This is a genomic window from Latilactobacillus fragifolii, assembly GCF_905332535.1.
In the GTDB taxonomy this organism is placed as follows: Bacteria; Bacillota; Bacilli; order Lactobacillales; family Lactobacillaceae; genus Latilactobacillus; species Latilactobacillus fragifolii.
Genome location: NZ_CAJOCF010000004.1, coordinates 189,888 through 209,099, shown reverse-complemented (window position 1 = coordinate 209,099; position 19,212 = coordinate 189,888). Strand labels below are relative to the sequence as shown.

The 19,212-nt window shown below is 41.9% G+C and carries 17 protein-coding genes, 5 tRNA genes and 1 riboswitch; of the genes, 17 read left to right on the top strand and 5 right to left on the bottom strand.

The window, feature by feature from the left end; genetic code table 11:
* Window positions 1-51: 51 nt before the first annotated feature.
* The 5 genes from J7Q78_RS07115 to J7Q78_RS07095 all read left to right on the top strand — a co-directional run bounded on the left by J7Q78_RS07115 (window position 52) and on the right by J7Q78_RS07095 (window position 470).
* A tRNA-Asn gene (locus tag J7Q78_RS07115) sits at window positions 52-124 on the top strand.
* A 10-nt stretch (window positions 125-134) separates the two neighbouring features.
* A tRNA-Ser gene (locus J7Q78_RS07110) sits at window positions 135-224 on the top strand.
* Window positions 225-241: 17 nt separating this feature from the next.
* Window positions 242-313, top strand: a tRNA-Glu gene (locus J7Q78_RS07105).
* Window positions 314-320: 7 nt separating this feature from the next.
* Window positions 321-393 (top strand) — tRNA-Val (locus tag J7Q78_RS07100).
* A gap of 3 nt (window positions 394-396) precedes the next feature.
* Window positions 397-470, top strand: a tRNA-Asp gene (locus J7Q78_RS07095).
* 54 nt (window positions 471-524) lie between these two features.
* On the opposite strand, the gene J7Q78_RS07090 is transcribed toward J7Q78_RS07095, so the two are convergent.
* Window positions 525-1,241: a hypothetical protein gene (locus tag J7Q78_RS07090; protein WP_235688074.1), complete on the bottom strand. Its 717-nt coding sequence runs from the start codon at window positions 1,239-1,241 to the stop codon at window positions 525-527.
* A 92-nt stretch (window positions 1,242-1,333) separates the two neighbouring features.
* Window positions 1,334-1,419, top strand: a riboswitch (SMK box riboswitch).
* Between J7Q78_RS07090 and metK the strand changes: the two genes are divergently transcribed.
* A complete protein-coding gene (metK, locus tag J7Q78_RS07085; RefSeq protein WP_208422282.1) occupies window positions 1,417-2,616 on the top strand; it encodes a methionine adenosyltransferase in 1,200 nt (399 codons plus the stop codon). It overlaps the preceding riboswitch by 3 nt.
* A 99-nt stretch (window positions 2,617-2,715) precedes the next feature.
* Window positions 2,716-4,182 (top strand): MDR family MFS transporter, encoded by a 1,467-nt coding sequence (locus J7Q78_RS07080; protein WP_208422281.1) that lies wholly within the window; start codon window positions 2,716-2,718, stop codon window positions 4,180-4,182.
* A gap of 36 nt (window positions 4,183-4,218) precedes the next feature.
* On the opposite strand, the gene J7Q78_RS07075 is transcribed toward J7Q78_RS07080, so the two are convergent.
* A complete protein-coding gene (locus tag J7Q78_RS07075) occupies window positions 4,219-5,244 on the bottom strand; it encodes a lactonase family protein (RefSeq protein ID WP_208422280.1) in 1,026 nt (341 codons plus the stop codon).
* A 149-nt stretch (window positions 5,245-5,393) separates the two neighbouring features.
* Between J7Q78_RS07075 and J7Q78_RS07070 the strand changes: the two genes are divergently transcribed.
* Window positions 5,394-5,783, top strand: coding sequence for a PTS glucitol/sorbitol transporter subunit IIA (locus J7Q78_RS07070; protein WP_208422279.1), 390 nt, complete (start codon window positions 5,394-5,396; stop codon window positions 5,781-5,783).
* Window positions 5,784-5,801: 18 nt separating this feature from the next.
* Entirely contained in the window at window positions 5,802-6,947 is a 1,146-nt protein-coding gene (locus J7Q78_RS07065) for an AI-2E family transporter (protein WP_208422278.1), read from the top strand.
* Window positions 6,948-7,182: 235 nt separating this feature from the next.
* On the opposite strand, the gene J7Q78_RS07060 is transcribed toward J7Q78_RS07065, so the two are convergent.
* From J7Q78_RS07060 to J7Q78_RS07050, 3 genes are all read right to left on the bottom strand, one after another.
* Window positions 7,183-7,614: a GNAT family N-acetyltransferase gene (locus tag J7Q78_RS07060; RefSeq protein WP_154242542.1), complete on the bottom strand. Its 432-nt coding sequence runs from the start codon at window positions 7,612-7,614 to the stop codon at window positions 7,183-7,185.
* A 170-nt stretch (window positions 7,615-7,784) separates the two neighbouring features.
* A complete protein-coding gene (locus J7Q78_RS07055) occupies window positions 7,785-8,762 on the bottom strand; it encodes a GMP reductase (RefSeq protein ID WP_208422277.1) in 978 nt (325 codons plus the stop codon).
* A 276-nt stretch (window positions 8,763-9,038) separates the two neighbouring features.
* Window positions 9,039-9,995, bottom strand: a complete 957-nt coding sequence (locus tag J7Q78_RS07050) for a magnesium transporter CorA family protein (RefSeq protein WP_154242544.1) — start codon at window positions 9,993-9,995, stop codon at window positions 9,039-9,041.
* 85 nt (window positions 9,996-10,080) lie between these two features.
* On the opposite strand from J7Q78_RS07050, the gene J7Q78_RS07045 reads away from it, so the two are divergent.
* From J7Q78_RS07045 to J7Q78_RS07010, 8 genes are all read left to right on the top strand, one after another.
* A complete protein-coding gene (locus J7Q78_RS07045; RefSeq protein WP_154242545.1) occupies window positions 10,081-10,914 on the top strand; it encodes a methyltransferase domain-containing protein in 834 nt (277 codons plus the stop codon).
* A gap of 253 nt (window positions 10,915-11,167) precedes the next feature.
* A complete protein-coding gene (gene trmL / locus J7Q78_RS07040; RefSeq protein ID WP_154242546.1) occupies window positions 11,168-11,677 on the top strand; it encodes a tRNA (uridine(34)/cytosine(34)/5-carboxymethylaminomethyluridine(34)-2'-O)-methyltransferase TrmL in 510 nt (169 codons plus the stop codon).
* A 13-nt stretch (window positions 11,678-11,690) separates the two neighbouring features.
* Window positions 11,691-12,092 carry a DUF1149 family protein gene (locus tag J7Q78_RS07035; protein WP_154242547.1) on the top strand — a complete coding sequence of 134 codons (402 nt, stop codon included), beginning with the start codon at window positions 11,691-11,693 and terminating at the stop codon, window positions 12,090-12,092.
* Window positions 12,093-12,233: 141 nt separating this feature from the next.
* Window positions 12,234-14,606 carry an FtsK/SpoIIIE family DNA translocase gene (locus J7Q78_RS07030; protein ID WP_208422276.1) on the top strand — a complete coding sequence of 791 codons (2,373 nt, stop codon included), beginning with the start codon at window positions 12,234-12,236 and terminating at the stop codon, window positions 14,604-14,606.
* Window positions 14,607-14,894: 288 nt separating this feature from the next.
* Window positions 14,895-16,166, top strand: a complete 1,272-nt coding sequence (gene yfmF / locus J7Q78_RS07025) for an EF-P 5-aminopentanol modification-associated protein YfmF (protein ID WP_208422275.1) — start codon at window positions 14,895-14,897, stop codon at window positions 16,164-16,166.
* A complete protein-coding gene (yfmH, locus tag J7Q78_RS07020) occupies window positions 16,156-17,466 on the top strand; it encodes an EF-P 5-aminopentanol modification-associated protein YfmH (RefSeq protein WP_208422274.1) in 1,311 nt (436 codons plus the stop codon). The genes yfmF and yfmH overlap by 11 nt, the downstream gene beginning before the upstream one ends.
* A complete protein-coding gene (gene ymfI, locus J7Q78_RS07015; RefSeq protein ID WP_208422273.1) occupies window positions 17,459-18,187 on the top strand; it encodes an elongation factor P 5-aminopentanone reductase in 729 nt (242 codons plus the stop codon). Before yfmH ends, ymfI begins: the two co-directional genes overlap by 8 nt.
* Window positions 18,188-18,269: 82 nt before the next feature.
* Window positions 18,270-19,193, top strand: coding sequence for a helix-turn-helix domain-containing protein (locus J7Q78_RS07010; protein WP_208422272.1), 924 nt, complete (start codon window positions 18,270-18,272; stop codon window positions 19,191-19,193).
* Window positions 19,194-19,212 lie beyond the last annotated feature (19 nt).

The following is a 19,212-nucleotide window of genomic DNA, read 5'->3' as shown; positions in this document are numbered from 1 at the left end:
TAGTTGGTGGGAAACTACCTGCGAGGATAGGACGCTGCCGCGCTGTTTCATTCCGGTTTAGCTCAGTTGGTAGAGCGCATGACTGTTAATCATGATGTCGTCAGTTCGAGCCTGACAACCGGAGTCAATTATTTGGAGAGTTGTCCGAGCGGCCGAAGGAGCATGATTGGAAATCATGTAAATGGGTCTAACCTGTTTCGAGGGTTCGAATCCCTCACTCTCCGTTAATAATAAATGACATGGCCCGTTGGTCAAGTGGTTAAGACACCGCCCTTTCACGGCGGTATCATGGGTTCAAATCCCGTACGGGTCATTTTGTTGGAGGTTTAGCTCAGTTGGGAGAGCGTCTGCCTTACAAGCAGAGGGTCACAGGTTCGAGCCCTGTAACCTCCATTCGGTCGCATGGTCTAGCTGGTTAGGACGCCTGCCTGTCACGCAGGAGATCACGGGTTCGAGTCCCGTTGTGACCGTCCTAAAAAAGCGTCAGCAATTTGTTGCTGACGCTTTTTTGTTGTCTAATTGGTTTAATTAAAGATACCAGTAATTAATAGCAAATAACCAAGTTCTTGTAAATAGCAGTTCGGTTTAATGAGACCTAGTTGTAACGCAATTAATAATAACTGGCTCCCTGCAAAAAGAATTAAATGCCAACCGTGAATTAAATGGGTTAAAATTACTGCAATAATAATGCAGGCCCACAATACATAACTGATACTTGTAATTATTCGATTGTGCGTTGTTAGTTCGAGGAGATAGATGATGGCTAAGAATAGGCCTAATTTAATGAGTAAATTCTCAGGAATAAAATGAATACCGCTAAAAATCTGAGTAATTAAAAAGAAAAAAGGCGCCAATAAGAATTGGAATGAAAGCCGTAAAATACGATTGTTAAACTGGTACGGATAGATGAAAGGAACTAAGACGAGAATACTTGTAAGCACTGATAGAAGGCCAATAAGCGGTAAGTCACGCCAGCTGATAATAGTGGCTAGAATAATTGCCAATAAAAGGGCACTAGCTGCCATTATTCGCTTGGGCTTGTACTGCGGTGATAAGACCAGTAGAATGGCCAATAGTGCCCCTAAAATTGCGGTTAAGTAAAACGAAAATCCGAATTGTTTCGGAAATGGCCACATTGTTAGTCCGACAATTAATCCAAGATTTAAATAATTAAACATAGTCAGTAACTGGGGCCGAATTGAAGCCTTTAGATGTTGTTGGTTGAGATAGAACAATAGCACCACTTCTTTCTTAGGATATGTGTTTCATCTTAACTTTTTTAGAAAAGAAGGTCAACGGCTTTTGAAATCGATTGAGTTTTGTGCTAGGATAGTAAAGTTATGAGAAGTTCCCGATAGGATTCACACATTGTGAAGAGGCCTTGTAACCGACACATATATAGGGGGAAATATAGAAATGCAAGAAAGACATTTATTTACTTCGGAATCTGTTTCTGAAGGTCATCCAGATAAGATTGCTGATCAAATTAGTGATGCCATCTTAGATGCGATGTTAGCACAAGATCCACAAGCACGGGTTGCTTGTGAAACAACTGTCACAACTGGGTTAGTCCTAGTTGTTGGCGAAATTTCAACAACGGCATATGTTGATATCCAAAAGGTGGTTAGAGAGACTATTAAAGGGATTGGTTATCGTGATGGTCATTATGGCTTTGATGGCGATAACTGTGCCGTGATTGTTGCACTTGATGAGCAATCGCCTGATATTGCACAAGGGGTCGATGATTCAGTTGAATCACGGACAAAAGATGAAGATCCACTTGATAAAATTGGTGCGGGCGATCAAGGGCTAATGTTTGGCTTTGCTGTTGATCAGACACCAGAATTGATGCCGTTACCAGTTGCCCTTTCACACCGTTTAATGCGTAAAGTCGCTGAATTAAGAAAAAACGGGCAACTCGCCTATTTAAGACCAGATGCGAAAGCGCAAGTCACGGTTGAATATGACGAAAACGAACAACCTGTTCGTGTCGATACCGTTGTTATCAGTACTCAACATGATGAAGATGTGACTTTAGAAACGATTCAAAAGGATATGCTTGAACAAGCGATTAAAACCGTTATTCCAGCCAAATACTTGGATGATCAAACAAAGTATTTCATCAATCCGACTGGTCGATTTGTGATCGGTGGACCACAAGGTGATTCAGGATTGACTGGTCGTAAGATCATTGTTGATACTTACGGCGGTTACGCACGTCATGGTGGCGGCGCTTTCTCAGGGAAAGATGCTACTAAAGTGGACCGTTCAGCCAGTTATGCGGCACGTTATATTGCCAAAAATGTCGTAGCGGCTGGGTTAGCGCGCAAGTGCGAAGTTCAATTGGCTTATGCCATTGGTGTGGCGCAACCTGTTTCGGTTTCAGTTAATACTTTTGAAACAGGGACCGTTAGTGAAGAAAAGATTCAAACTGCAATTCGTGAAAACTTTGATTTACGACCAGCAGGGATTATTCAAATGCTAGATTTACAAAGACCAATATACAAGCAAACAGCTGCATATGGGCACTTTGGGCGTACAGATGTCGAATTTCCATGGGAACGTTTAGATAAAGTGGATGCCTTAAAGGCAAGTATTGCTAAACTAAATGCCTAATGGGTTATTAGACGAGTAAAAAGAGGCGGCCTTTCCTTAGCTTATTTGAGCTAAGAAAAGGCTCTTTTTATGCCCAGGAATAAGAGAGGGAGCCTAAGAATGGAACAAAGTAAGGGAAGAAAAACAAACGTATTACTCGTGACGATTGCGATTTTCGTCGCAACCTTCATGACGGCCATTGAAGGGACGATTGTTTCAACAGCGATGCCAACCATCATTAGTAATTTACATGGTATGAAATTGATGAACTGGGTCTTTTCAATCTATCTGTTGACGAATGCAATGATGACGCCAATTTATGGTAAAATGGCGGATCGGATTGGTCGTAAACCAATCTTCATCTTTGGCCTGGCCTTGTTTGTCATTGGGTCATCTTTATGTGGATTATCAAACCACATGGGGACGTTAATTGTTTCCCGGGCAATTCAAGGTTTGGGAGCCGGAGCGATTATGCCAGTATCATTTACGATTATTGCCGATATTTATCCAATTGAAAAACGGGCAAAAGTTCTAGGATTTAACGGTTCAGCATGGGGGATTGCCTCTATTATCGCCCCACTTTTAGGGGGATTCATTGTTGATAAGTTAACCTGGCATTGGATTTTCTTCATTAATGTGCCAATTGGCATCATTACAATCGGCTTAATTTGGTACTTTCTCCAAGAAGAGTGGAAGACAAGTGATGAACCAGTCGACTATTGGGGCAGTTTATGGTTAATGGCGGCTTTATTGAGTTTACTTTATGGCTTCCAAGTCATGGGCGAAGCAAAACCATCAATGCTTGTTTTAGGGTCAATGCTCGTGATTGCAGCGGTGACTTTTTATCTCTTTATTCGTGTTGAGAAACATGCGCAAGATCCGATTATCTCATTATCATTATTTAAAAATCGAACATTCGTTGTCCAAAATACGGTGGCTGCTTTAGTTAGTGGTTTCTTAATTGGCTTTGAAGTGTACATGCCAATGTGGATGCAAGGTATTCTTGGATTGAAAGCCTCCATGGGGGGCTTTGTTGTGACGCCTAGTTCTGTAATGTGGATTTTTGCTTCATTATGGGCAGGACAGTTACTTGTTAAGCACGCACCACGGACGATTTTAACCAGTAGTTTGGGTATTTTACTTGTTGGGAGTTTCATCTTAGCATTAGTACCACAAACCACACCGTTTTGGTTCTTCTTATTAGTGGCTGCTGGTTTGGGTGTCGGGTTTGGCTTAATCATTACGACTACCACGGTTACTGCACAAAGCGTCGCCGGTGCTGACAAAGTTGGTGTTGCAACGTCTTTTAATACGTTGAGTCGGACATTAGGGCAAACCTTGATGGTCTCGGTCTATGGAATTATCTTAAATCGTCAATTGGCAAAGGGCATCGCCGGTAATGGACGCTTAGATCAAAATATGTTAAATGAGTTGATTAATCCAGAAACGGCCTTGAACTTACCTAAACAACTATTACCAACTCTACGTCATATTCTATATACTGGGTTACACTTCATTTATTTTGCATCAATTGTGGTAATTGCTATTGCAATTATCATCAATTTAATGGATCGTAAAAAGCAGTAAATAAAAAAAGATTGACCAATACGGTCAATCTTTTTTTTAATGGAATAAGACACAGACGCCTTCAGGTGTTTCTAAGTCTTTTTGACAAGCAGTCAATAAACCGGTTTGAGCGTCGCGCCGATAAAGCGTACCGTTGTCACTATTTTGGTTAACGGCTAATAGAAAATTGTTATCAGTAGAAAGATTGAAGTCACGAGGAAATTCACCATCCGTTGACATTTGCTGGATTGTTCGTAATTGGCGACTATCATCACTGATGGCATACACAACGATTGAATTGTATCCACGGTTGGAAGCATAGAGAAAACGGCCATCACGGGAAACACGGATGGCTGCGCCACCGTTTGCTTCGTGCCAATCGGTTGGTAACATTGAGTAGGTAGCAACCGTGCTAAAAGACCCATCGGCTGCATGATAATCTAAGACCGTCACTTCACTGGCCAATTCCCCCAATAGGTAAGCTGTCTTGTGATTGGGGTGAAAAACTAAATGGCGTGTGCCAAAACCAGGCGCACTCTTATAAGTAGCCACTTTGGTTAATTGTCCAGCATTGTCGACGGTATAGGTCACTAATTCATCCGTCCCTAAATCACAAACCACTAAGCGGTGATCAGGTGTTAGATCGGTGTAATGTACATGGGCGCTAGCTTGTTCAGGTCGTGGACCATGACCTTCATGAACCGTCGTGCTAGCTAAGCTTAGGCTGCCATCAGCTTGGATTTGATAAACGAGAATTTCGCCTTTATGATAATTAGCTGCATAAACGAATTGACGATCTTCATCGACTGCCACGTATGCAGGGGGCGCGCCAGCTGCTAAGACCGCGTTTAAAAAGACTGGTGTGCCATCGGCCAAGTCATAAGCAGCAATCCCACCTTGATCCCCATCTTTAATAACGGTGTAGAGGATGTTGCGGTTTGAAATGGTTAAATATGAGGCGTTATCGAGGTTAATGAATGGCTGAATGTCATTCACGGTTGCAGTTGTTGCGTCGAAAATCCCACGATAGATACCTTTACCAATTCGGCGGGTATAACCACCGATTAAAACTTCTTCTGTCATAATCAGACTCCCTTCGTCAAATACTTCTTTGAGTATAGCATATTCATGCGAAAACGGTTTAATTTGTTACTAAAAGCATTCATCAGTTACTAAAACTAAGCCGCGAATATGCTACAATGATACTATCTTAACTAAGAGGAGATTTCATTATGAACACGCAAGCAGAAATTATTGCAATTGGCAACGACGCCGTTGATGCTCAAGAACCAATGGTTATTTTATTCGATGAACATGCGACAGCTGCCATTCAAGACGTGGCATTGATTCAACGGTTTATGGACGAAACAGCCAAAAAGCAACTAACACTGACGACAGATTCGGCCGTTATGATTAATCAGCAACCCTATACAATTACGTATGTCGGCGCGTTGGTAAATTCTAACCTCAACACTATTGGCCATGTCGCCTTAATCTTTGGACCAGCGCCCCAAGAAGATCAACTGCAAAGTGGGCTTTATTTAACGCCAGCTGTAGCGGGTGTTCCGGCTTTTCCTGAATTTAAAGTGGGAACGCAGATAACGTATCAAGAAACTATGTAGGGAATTAGGTGAATTGGTGTGACAGAGAATAAACCGCCACAAACAGAACGTTCATGGTTTTTTAAATGGTTTTTAAATAAAAAACTACCGATTGTTTTGTTAAACGTGTTATTAATGTTGCTGATTATACTATTACTGACAAAACTTGCCTGGCTGTTAGAACCAATTCAGTCGTTGATGTTAATAATCGGGTTACCAATTATTATTGCTGCCGTTTTATACTATCTAACGAATCCACTCATTGATTGGTTGGAGCGGCGGTGGCATTTAAATCGGGTATTATCGATTACGCTTATCTTTATCTTAATCGTGGGGTTACTTGTTTGGGGGATTGCGACGATTATTCCAATCATTCAATCGCAAACAACGAGTTTAATTAATCATTGGCCGTCTTATTGGGCGAATATTCAGACCCAGACTATGAAATGGTTTAATGATCCAGCCTTCAAATCAATTCAAAAACAATTAAACGATATCAATACGGATGCGTTTAGTAACTTATCAAGTAAAGTCAATAAAATGTTGACTTCAACTGTTAGTCATATTGGAACAGCAGTCGGCGTGGTGACCAATGTGGTTATTGCAATTGTAACGATGCCATTCATTTTATTCTTCATGTTAAAAGATGGTTACCGATTGAAAGATTACTTGTTAAAATTCTTCCCAGTTAAAGTGCGGGCAACCACTGGTAAAGTGTTGGAAGAAATTAATGCCCAAGTTAGTCAATATATCCGTGGCCAGTTGACCGTGGCGTTTTGGGTCGCAGTTATGTTTACTGGTGGCTACTGGATTATTGGAATGAAATATGGTTTGACGCTCGGCATTTTAGCGGGGATTTTAAACTTAATTCCGTATTTGGGCTCGTTCTTAGCGATGGTACCGTCAGTGATTATCGCAGCGTTTATCTCGCCGTTGTTATTGATTAAAGTACTCATCGTATTTGCCATTGAACAGACTTTGGAAGGCCGTTTGGTTTCACCATTGGTCTTGGGCAGCAAGATGGCAATGTACCCAGTTACGACGATTATTGTGTTACTGGCTTCTGGGAAGTTATTCGGCCTTGCCGGAGTGATTCTCGGGATTCCAGCCTATGCGATTATCAAGATATTAATCAGTCATCTTTTTGAATGGTTCAAGTCAGTTTCAGGATTATATGAGTCATAAATAATGAAAAAGGGCCCAGTCAGTAACTGACTGGGCCCTTTTTTTACGGCTAAATATTTTGTTGACGTATTTGGTGCAAGGCTTTAATCGATATATTTCACGGTTTATTGATGGTCTAATAACACGAAAAAGTGCGGCCCTGACGCCAATTGAAATTAGGCGTCAAGCCCGCACACGCTAATATTAAAATGGTTAATTTTTTTAGAGTCCTTCATAAGACTATATGTTTTTTGGTTTAGAGCGTTAATTTCATATAGTGGTGGGGAATGCCCGCTTCCATTTCACCTTCGCTAGTGACAACAAAACCTAATTTTTCGTAGAAACCAATGGCGTGATCCTGTGCGAATAAAATAATATAAGGCGTTGTGGTGCGTTTAGCGTCCTCAATGATGGTTTCGATTAATTGATAGCCGAGTCCTTGGCCACGGAAAGCTTTAATAGTAGCAACGCGCTGAATTCTAAATCCACCGTCGTTTAAGACGTGCACGCGGGCGGTTACTGCTGGGTCTTGGTTGACGTAACCTACATAGTGAATCGTGTGATCTTCGTGCGCATCAATTTCCTGTGTTTCCGGCATGTTTTGTTCTCGGACAAACACCGTTCTTCTAATGTATGTTGCATCACGAAAGATAACACTGTTATCTCCAAGTGTATGTTTAATATCCATTTGTTTCACACCCTTTTCTGATCAATGTAGACGCTAAGGTTAAAGCGACAGGGGTAATTATACAGTTGTTTAAAGTCGGATTCAACCATTTCAGAGAATTTTTTAGGTACCTAACTAAAAAGAGCCAAACCACCAATTTACAAGGTGACTTGGCTCTTTTGATTGTTTTTTTAAAGGATATCGCCATTGAAAATTGAATGACGAACTAGGACGTAATCGACCTTCTTTAATGATGATAAGCGCCTACCACCGGCATACGAAATTGATGACTGTAAGTCTTGACGCATTTCAGTAAGCGTCTCGTTAAGCGCACCTTTGTAAGGGACTAGAATTCGTTTGCCTTCAACATTTTGGTGCGTCCCTTTTTGGAATTCTGAGGCAGAACCAAAGTATTCTTTGAATTGTTGGCCATCTTCTTCAATTAACTTACCAGGGGACTCAAGATGTCCAGCAAAAAGGGCACCGATCATCACCATGCTAGCGCCAAAACGAATTGATTTGGCAATGTCGCCGTTTGTTCGAATCCCCCCATCGGCAATAATTGGTTTGGTTGCGGCTTTGGCACACCACCTGAGGGCTGCGAGTTGCCAACCACCAGTTCCAAAACCGGTCTTGATTTTGGTGATGCAAACCTTACCGGGGCCGATGCCGACTTTTGTTGCGTCCGCACCTGCACGTTCTAAATCGCGAACAGCTTCAGGGGTCCCGACGTTACCGGCAATCACGAAACTCTTAGGTAGCACTTTTTTGATGTGTTGAATCATGGCGATTACGACTTGTGAGTGGCCATGGGCGATGTCAATTGTAATGTATTCTGGGAGTAAGTTATCGGTTGCTAATTGATTAATAAAGGCGAATTCATCGTCTTTAACGCCGACACTGATGGAGGCAAATAAGCCGCGTTTATGCATCATCTGGATGAATGCAGGCCGTTTTTCAGGTTGGAAACGATGCATGACGTAGAAGTAATGATTTTCGGCAAGCCAGATAGCAAGCGGTTCATCAATAATGGTCTGCATGTTAGCGGGGACAACTGGGATTTTAAATGTTTCTGAGCCAAAGCGAACGCTAGTATCAATTTCGCTCCGACTTTTCACGATACATTTGTTAGGAATCAGTTGAACATCTTCGTAATCAAATACGTCCATTGAGCATTCTCCTTAAACACGAACATTTATTTTGAATAACACGAAATTCATCCGTGCATAACGTATAATAACGACCTTTTTTAAGAAAGTCAACAAAAAACACATTCGAGCCCTAATAATGGGTGAATGTGTTTAATGATAGTCGACCTTTAGTATTTTAAACATGGCTGTAAGCAGATGCTTGCGATTAATGCCGAAAATTAACCAATTGCTGGCGCGCTTATTTGCTATTGGTGGTTAATTCGCGATAAGTTGCCGCTTGATGGCCGACGCAAGTTATTTAATATAGCGTTTGCGCCAAAATCGATAGACTAACACGCCGGAGATGATTAAGGAAATAAACAAGGTAATTAACCAACTGGTTTTGGAGCGAGAAAATGGAAGATCCACGTTCATCCCGTAAAAACTAAAAACCAGTCCCGGGATGGTTAAAATAATTGAATAAGATGCCAAGAATTTCATAACGCTATTCATGTTATTATTAATAATTGACGAGTAAGTATCCGCCGTTTCGTTAATAATTTTGTTGGAAATTTCGGCCATTTCAATGGCCTGTTGGTTTTCAATCTGAATATCATCGAGTAACTCAATTTCATCCTCGTTAAGGTCTAACATATTAGTCCGCATCAAACTAGCGAGCACCATTTTATCGGTCTTTAAGGACATCATGAAATAAACTAAGCCGCGTTGAATGCTCATCAAATCGAAGAGTTCTTCATTGCGGAGGGAGCTTTGTAAGCGCGATTCAATCTGTTCACGAGCTCGATTGATGTCTCGTAAATATTGGAGATAGATGCTTGAAATCCGGAAAAGAATCTGGAGGACGCTTTTCCGGTGATTTTGCGGATTGAAGCCTTTAATCTGGCCATCAACAAAGCTCTGTAAAAAGGTGACTGGTGTTTTGTTGATGGTTAAGACGGTCGAATCTGTTACAATAATCCCTAAGGGACTTGTTTTATAGAGGTATTTATCCGGTTTTTGCGTGTCTTTTTCAAGAATTGGCATGTTGAAAATAATCAAAGTCGCATTATAATCAGGATCGTGCTCAGCACGGGCACTTTCATCTGCATCCAGACTATAGTAAACAAAATCAGACGGAATATGGAGTTTCTTTGTGAGCAGCTCAATTTCTTCAGTCGAGGGATCAGTGACGTTAATCCAACTGCTGGGCTGAACTTTGGCATGTTTAGTGAGCTTTTTCTTAGCGCTGTCGAAGCGATAGGTTTCGAGCATGGTGACACTTCCTTCATCAATAACTTACTGTTAAGTCTACTGGATATTTCAAGAATGTAAAGTGTGGTATAAGGAGAATCGTTATTTGAAAAAAATTGAGTTAGCCAAGCAGTTTTTAAAGTCAAACTTGGCCGTATTACAATGTCCAATTTGTCAGGACACATTTATAAGCGTAGCCGCGCATCAATTACGTTGTGTTAATGGTCATAGTTTTGATCTCGCAAAAAATGGGACGTTGTATTTTCTAGCAAAGCAAATAAAATCTGAATATACTAAGGAAATGTTGCAACATCGCCGGGCTTTTTTACAGGCCGGGTTCTTTCAACCGTTTTTAAGGGAAATTGCATCGCGGCTTGTGCCGGATAGTTTAGTCCTCGATGTCGGTTGTGGTGAAGGGACACCGGTGCAACAGCTTAACGCGCAAGTTCCCGCACGCTATATTGGGTTTGATATTTCAAAACCTGCGATTCAATTAGCGAGTGATTACAATGCCGATGGGTGGTTTTGTGCGGCTGACTTAGCCCGGATGCCATTTGCTAATCAGCAAGTCGATACCGTTTTAAATATCTTTTCACCATCACAATATCAAGAATTTAAGCGTGTCTTAAAACAAGGCGGCCAATTAATCAAAGTGATTCCCAATGCGGGGTACTTACATGAGTTACGGGAATTACTGTATCATGGTCAAGCTAAGGAAAGCTATGACCATGGGCCAGTCTTAGCGTTGTTTGCGCAACATTTTCCAGACTATCAAGAAATGCAAGTTCAAAAAACAATGACGTTAACACCGGCAACGTTGCGCGATTTAATCGCGATGACACCGCTGACGTGGACGGCTTCTAAGGAACAATTAGCGGCTATCACGTTAGAAGCGTTACCTGAAATTTCATTAGATGTCACGGTTTTAGTGGGAAAATGATGAGAATTTAAAGAAAGTTTAAAAATCTGATTGCAACTCTAAAATAAGGGCGCTATAATATTTTTAAGGATTTTTTTCCCTAACTTTTATCAGAATTGATTTTGACAAAAGCTAGTGATGAAATGATACTAACGTAGTTTCTCGCCGTGAATAACCGAGGGACTGCGTTTTTTTATTTGTAAAGCAAGGTAGAGCTTTTGTAAATTCTATTGTATAATTAATCTACTGAATCTTTTTTAAGGAAGTTTAGACCGTGACTAATCATATTGTATTATACGAACCACTAATTCCTGCCAATACCGGCAATATTGCGCGGACGTGTGCAGGAACAGATACCATTTTAGATTTAATCGAACCATTAGGCTTTGAAACTGACGATAAACATTTAAAACGGGCTGGTCTGGATTACTGGGACCAAGTTAAGATTAATTATCATAAGAACTTGGCGGCCTTTTTAGCAACCGTGCCTGACCGTCAATATTTATATTTGATTACGAAGTTTGCTAAGCAAGCTTATTCTGATCAAGATGTGTCGGATACAAGTGTTGATCATTACTTTATGTTTGGCAAGGAAACAACGGGGTTACCTGAAACCTTCATGCGGGAAAATGAAGAGCGGTGTTTACGAATTCCCATGTCCGACCATATTCGCGCATTAAATCTTTCGAACTGTGCGGCATTAGTGATTTTTGAGGCATTACGTCAACAAGATTTTCCAGGACTCGAAAAGAGTCATTTGTATGACAATGATAAATTAAAATAGGGAGTGTTTTGCGATGCAAACGAAGAAAGATCCAATTACGGTTGATGCTTTTCATTATGATCGTGTTTCACCTGATGTAGAACCACAACAAAATATTCAAGTCAGTTTAGTAACAATCAGCAAAGAAGATCCATATTTACAAGAAGCTGATTTAAGCGCGGGGAATATTTACCAAATTGTGACGCCTTTCCAAGTTGCACCGGAAAAGAGTGGCTTTGCAGTGTCTGGTCAAATTTCACAAGTGGTCCAACTTTTAGATTTCTTTGGTGAACCAAATGAAATTGATCAAAAAGACATGATGAAGCTCTCGCGGCCATTGATTGAATACATCGAAACATTGACGTATCAAGTGACGGCAGTTGCTTTAAATCGTGGCGTTCAACTTCAGTTTACAGCACAAGCTAACGAAGACTAATTAGCGAAAGGTTACGGTAAGTTTGCCGTGGCCTTTTTTAGTAGCGTAATGAAAAACGAAATGGGACTGATATTTATGGGTTTAGTAGTACAGATGTTCGTGTATAATGGATAGTAGGATCTAAGGTTAAAGGAGATTTTCATGGCCACTAAAAGCAAAAAAAGAAAACCAGCAACACGCAAAAAGAAAAAACAACAAACTGATTTTACAGTTAACATAATCGGGTTTATTTTTATTTTAATCAGTTTATTTGCGGGGCTCAAGTTGGGCTTTATCGGAGCACTTTGCGCAAATGTATTTCGACTTTTTGTGGGGGATACGTTTATTATTAGTGCTGTTTTATTTGCCCTTTTAGGAGTTTATTTGTTGATTTATGGTAAACAGCCACCCTTATGGCGCCAAAAAACACTTGGCTTTACCATCGCGTATCTGGGAATTTTAATTTGGCTGTCGGCATTTGTGTTGCATCATCAAGCGGTGAATAATCATTTCTTGGCTGCAACATGGCAGCTTTTATTAGAAGACTTTCAGAAGATGGCCGTTACAACCGAAGTCGGTGGGGGCTTAGTGGGTGCCGCGTTGTATGGTGTGTTTCACTTTTTGTTCGCGCAGATGGGGACATACCTCATTGCTGTCTTGATTGTGGTTATTGGTGTTTTTGTTTTCTTAGATATTCCATTTAGCATCGTTGTTCAGAGCACACAACGCTTTGTTCATGGGCTTTTTAAAGTTGGTGGTTACACGAAATCAGGGCTGCAAAAGGTCTCTGAAAAAGGTAAGGCCCAAGTCAGCGCCTTAAAAGCGCAGACGCAAAAAGCCGTTCAAAATGCAACGGAACAAACTGAACAACCAAAGCAAGCACCAGAGACGCAAGAATCCGCGGCCGCAACGGGTGGCCCAGAAAATGCACCAAAACAAAAATTGGAACCCTTTAAAATTAATGGCCCCAAGGACCTCCCGAAACCAATTGCGACCCAAGCAGAATCCGCGTCGGCGAAACCAGTTGTTGATGACGATGATCAAGATCATGTCCCAGATGTCGCAGAACTTCCACCCGCCAATGAGACCGATGATGATTATGAACTGCCCACGCCAGAATTATTAACGCAGATTCCGCCATCTGATCAGAGTGCTGAATATGAAGCCATTGAGAAGAATCAACAAGTCTTGAAACAAACGTTTGATTCATTTGGTGTCGATGTAACGGTCAAAAGTGCCAGTCTAGGTCCAGCTGTAACAAAGTATGAAATTCAACCGGCAGTCGGTGTGAAGGTCTCTAAGATTGTTAATTTAGCAGATGATTTGGCCCTTGCCCTAGCGGCTAAGGATATTCGGATTGAAGCCCCTATCCCTGGTAAACCGTATGTCGGGATTGAAGTACCGAACACGACGGTTTCGACGGTCTCCTTTAGAGAAATGATTGAGCAAGAACCACCCCACCCAGGTAAACCGCTCGCTGTGCCGCTTGGAAAAGATATTTCGGGCAAGGTCATTATGTCAGATTTAGCCAAGATGCCGCATTTATTAATTGCCGGTTCAACAGGGAGTGGGAAGTCCGTTGCGATTAACGGGATTATCACAAGTATTTTAATGAGTGCTAAACCGCATGAAGTTAAATTGATGTTAATTGATCCGAAAATGGTAGAATTAAATGTCTATAACGGTGTGCCGCATCTATTAATTCCCGTTGTGACCAACGCTAAAAAAGCAGCGAATGCCTTGAATAAGGTTGTTAAAGAAATGGAACGGCGCTATCAATTATTTGCTGATACGGGGCAGCGGAATATGATTGAATATAATCAGTATATTCAAGGCCACAATGAAGACGGTGAGATTAAGGGCGCGCCACTGCCTTATATCGTGGTCATCGTGGATGAATTATCTGATTTGATGATGGTTGCCAGCAATGAAGTTGAAAGTGCGATTATTCGTCTGGCACAAATGGCGCGGGCCGCTGGCATTCATATGATTGTCGCTACCCAACGGCCATCTGTCGATGTTATTACGGGTTTGATTAAGGCCAATATTCCATCGCGGATTGCTTTTGCAGTATCCAGTGGGATTGATTCACGGACGATCTTAGACAGCAGTGGCGCTGAAAAACTTCTTGGCCGTGGGGATATGCTTTACATGCCAATCGGGATGAGCAAGCCATTGCGGGTTCAAGGGGCTTTCATTTCGAGCCAAGATGTCGAAAGTATCGTATCGTTTATTAAGGCACAACAAACGGCGGAATACGATGAAGAAATGATTCCAACCGCTGAGCAAGAAAAGCAATCAACTGAAGAACCAGAAGATGAATATTATCAAGAGGCAGTTGAATTGGTAATTAAACAACAAACAGCCAGTGTTTCAATGCTGCAACGCCGCTTTCGAGTTGGCTACAACCGGGCGGCACGTTTGGTCGACGAGATGGAAAGCCGTGGGGTGATTGGCCCATCAGAAGGGAGCAAGCCACGCAAAGTCTTGCTCCAAAACCCACCCCAAGAACCAACAGAGCCAACTGAACAATAGAATCCGCTGTCAGCCGAGCTGTTTACGATGGTTTTCAAAGATTGATACAAGCGGGTGAATATTGAGGCAGCAATCGGTTGATATTTAAGGCTAACCATCGGGAGCTGACTTACAAAACCCGTTTAAAACATACCAGGTTAGTTCGTTAAAAGGCCGCGACAAAAGTAATTTTGTCGCGGCCTTTTTTGAGTTCCCCTTCTTTTTTTGGTATGATAGAATCCGTGCTATGAAAAAGGATAAGTTGAACAGAGCCATTTTAACTGTTGAAACAGTGAGGAGTAATCTAACGTGAATCAAAAAATAACGGATGGCGTCTACCTAAATATTTTACAAACTAACCAATTTAAAACCATTCGATTAACCGTCCAATTAATTGCCCCCGTCACAGCTGATGGGATGACCCGGCGCTCATTATTAGCAAGTGTGTTAGGTGCTAGTAGCCAAGCCTATCGTGATCAAGTCGCAATGGCCAATGAATTACAGGCGATGTACGGTGCCGGTTTTAATATTAATGCCCATCGACAAGGCAACTTGGCGATTTTTAGCATCGCGATGCGAATTGTGAGCCCTCAATATTTACGGGATACGGCTGACTTGCAAGAACAAGCGATAGCGTTTATCGGGCAATTATTATTGCATCCAGACGTGATTGGTGGCCAGTTCAATCCAGTCGTTTTTAACCGTGAAAAAGATAATTTAGTGCGCTATATCGAAAGTGTTGCCGATGACAAACAATCGTATGCGGCGGTTGAATTACGCAAACTCTATTTTAAAGATGAGCCACAACAAATTCCTAATTATGGGGATGTAACTGATTTAGCAACCATTACACCGGCTGAATTGTATACCTATTACCAAGCGATGATTGCAAACGATCGGGTTCAAATGACGTTTGTCGGTAATATCGATGAAGCCAAAACAAGCGCGGCCTTGGCACAATTGCCATTTGCACCGCGCAATGTTGAACTGCCAACGGTTTTTTATCAACAAGCGTTGTATCCCAAAGTGCAAACGAAAACGGAAGTACAACCGGTTCAGCAAAGTAAGTTAAACATGGCCTATCAAATGCCAGCATACTTTTATCAAGCTGATTACTACGCGACAATGGTGATGAACGCCTTATTTGGCGGAACACCGCTTTCATTGCTCTTTACCAATGTGCGTGAAAAAGCGAGTTTGGCCTACTATGCCTCAAGTGCAATTGATGCTTTTCGTGGGGTCATTACGGTGCAAACCGGCATTGAGAGCCAGCAAAAAGACCGTGTTTTGGCAATTATTGAAGCGCAACGCCAACGCATTATCACGGGTGACTTTGAACAGGCAGTTTTTGAACAAACAAAGCTAGCTTTAATTAATCAATTTAAATCAAGCCTTGATAGCGCAGCCTATTTGGGGCAACAACAATTTAATCGTTTGTTTGTTCCTGAAACCGAAATCGATGCGGCGAACTTTACCCAAGCCGTTTTGGCCGTTTCGAAACAAGCGGTCCAAAAACAAGCTGCAAAGATGCAATTGCAAGCCGTTTACTTCCTGAAAGGGGTTGATACAGATGAAGCTTAGACAAAATCTCCGCTTAGGTGAAACCCTTTATGAAACTAAATTAGCGAATGGCTTGACGGTTAAGGTATATCCTAAGAGTGGTTACCATAAGACATATGCGATTTTAACGACAAATTATGGTGCGATTGATAAGACATTTATCCCAGTTGGAGCAACTGATTACGTAACGGTGCCAGATGGCATTGCGCATTTTCTAGAACATAAGTTATTCGAAAAAAAAGATTACGATGCATTTGAAAAATTTGGCCGCTACGGTGCCAGTTCAAATGCGTTTACCAGTTTTACCCGAACGAGTTATCTCTTTTCAACAACCAGTCATTTAAGAGAAAATTTAGATATCCTACTTGATTTTGTGCAAGAACCTTATTTTTCAACTGAGACGGTAGAAAAAGAAAAAGGGATTATTGGTCAAGAAATTCAAATGTATAACGATGAACCGGACTGGCGGTTATTCTATACAGTCATTGGTAATCTTTATCCAAGCCATCCAGTGCGGACAGACATTGCCGGTACAGTGGATAGTATTGCACAAATTACCCCAGAAGCGCTCTACCAAGCGCATGCGACCTTCTATCAACCAAGTAATATGAATCTCTTTATTGTTGGTCAAATTGATGATCCTGATGAAGTGGTGGACTGGTTGAACGCCAATCAAGCGGCCAAAACATTTGCGCAACCAACAGAAATTGTGCGTTCATTACCTGAAGAAGCCGAAGATGGACATGATATTATTCCATATCGATCACTCGAAATGCCAATTACGCGCAGCAAGAGTATGGTCGGCATTAAAGGGTTGACGGATTATGGAACAGGTCAGCTAGCGCTTGAAACTAAGTTGAAGATGAACTTGTTACTTGAATTGTTATTTGGCGATTCATCAACGCAAGTGCAGAATTTGTATAATGAAGGCACACTTGACGATAGTTTTGGTTATGAATTTGCTATTCAACGGTCATTTAACTTTGTAACCCTTGGTGGCGACGCGGATAATGCGCAAGCATTATCGGATGCGATTATTAATATCTTAGAACACGCCACTGAGAGCCCTGATTTTTCAGAAGATAACTTGGCGTTGGTCAAAAAAGCTGCAATTGGTGAATACTTGCAAGCGTTCAATTCGCTAGAAGCCATCGCGAACCAATATAGTGATGAATTCTTCACCGAAATCAGTCCCTTTGATGTTTTAGGATTAATCGAACAAGTGACTTTAGACGACTTGCAGCAGATGGCAACCGAATATTTCAAGATTGAAACGATGACGGTCTGCCATATCTTACCGGAGGAAGCAAACCATGCCTAAATCAGCCTTAATTGTTGGTGCATCGGGTGATATTGGCAGGACAATCGCGACTGAAATGGCGGCCAATGGTTGGTCACTTTATTTACACTATCATCAAAACCAGATGCGGGTAACGACGCTATTAAAGCAGCTGATGCGCGCTTATCCGCAACAGGATTTTTTTGAGCTTCAGGCGGACTTAACGCAAGCTGGTGCGGTTGAAACGCTAACGGCCCAGCTTTTTCAAGTCGATGCGGTCATCTATGCGGCTGGGGCAACAACGTATGGCTTGTTGCCCGAAATCAGTGCCTCCGCGCTTGATCACTTATGGCAGGTACACGTTAAAGCACCGATATTATTGATGCAACAGTTGCAACCGAAACTGGCGCAGAGCCGATTGGGACGAGTCGTCTTAATTGGTTCAATCTATGGGGGGCGCGGGAGTGCGCTGGAAGTGCCGTATAGTACCGTTAAAGGCGCTCAATCCGCTTTTGTTAACGCCTATGCACAAGAAGTGGCATCGCTTGGCATCACAATCAATGTGGTTGCACCAGGCGCAGTCGATACAAAAATGAATGATCAGTTTACACCAGAAGAACGGGCTGCTGTTGCAGCGGAAATTCCGGCTGGTGCCTTTGCAACGCCGACCCAGATAGCCTATTGGGTATTGAGTTTGATGGCACCAGCAGCCGATTACATGACGGGACAGACCTTGTACGTTAATGGTGGTTGGTTAAAATAAAGAAATCTTAATAATGCACATGCGTACCAATATGCTATAATTATGAATAATGATACTGGGATAATAGTGGGTGGAATGGATTATGAATGAAATTGGTCAAAAATTACGTGAAGCACGCATTGAAAAGGGCTACACACTCGATGATTTACAACAAATTACAAAAATCCAAAAACGATATTTAATCGCCATTGAAGAGGGCAATTTTGATGCCCTTCCTGGCAGCTTTTACGTGCGGGCATTTATTAAACAATATGCCCAAACAGTCGGTTTAGACAATGACGCATTGTTGGCAGAATATCAAGATGCTGTACCAGACACGAAACCAGAAGAATATGTTGAAAAATCCGTTGAAAATCAAACACGGTTAACGCGCGAAACAACTGATTCTAAATGGTCAAAATGGCGTAACCTCGTCCCACAAATTACGATTGTGGCGATTGTGGTCCTCATTATTGGTGTGGTCTACGGCATCGCTCTCAGTAACCGTGGTAAAGACCGCGAAACGCTAAACGAAACAAGTTCATCGGTTACGGTTTCCGGTGATAAGCCAGAGCCTAAGAAGGATAGTAGCAGTGAAGACCAGTCTGCTGAAAGCAGTAAGAAAGCCGTTTCTGAACGTAAAGCACAAGAAGCAAGCAAAAAAGCCGCTGAAGACCAAGCTAAAAAACAAACATTAACGGCTAAGATGACTAGTATCAATGGCTCACAACAAGCTTTTGAAATTAAAAATTTACCGGCTAAAGCCAATCAAATCACGTTCTCAGCTGACAAATCAGCTGCCTGGGTCAGTTTAACCGCCAATGGGACACAAATTTGGCAAGGTTCAGTCGCAGTAGGGGCTGAGCAAACGGTGGAACTACCTGAAGGAATCACCCAATTTAGCATTCAAACTGGGAATGCACCTGCAACGAAGATGAAGATTAATGGCACCGATATTAACCTTAGTCCAAATAACGAAGCAACGTTTGTGCGGACGATTAATTTCACGGCAACATTGGCTAAATAAAGGACATTAAGGAGTCTTC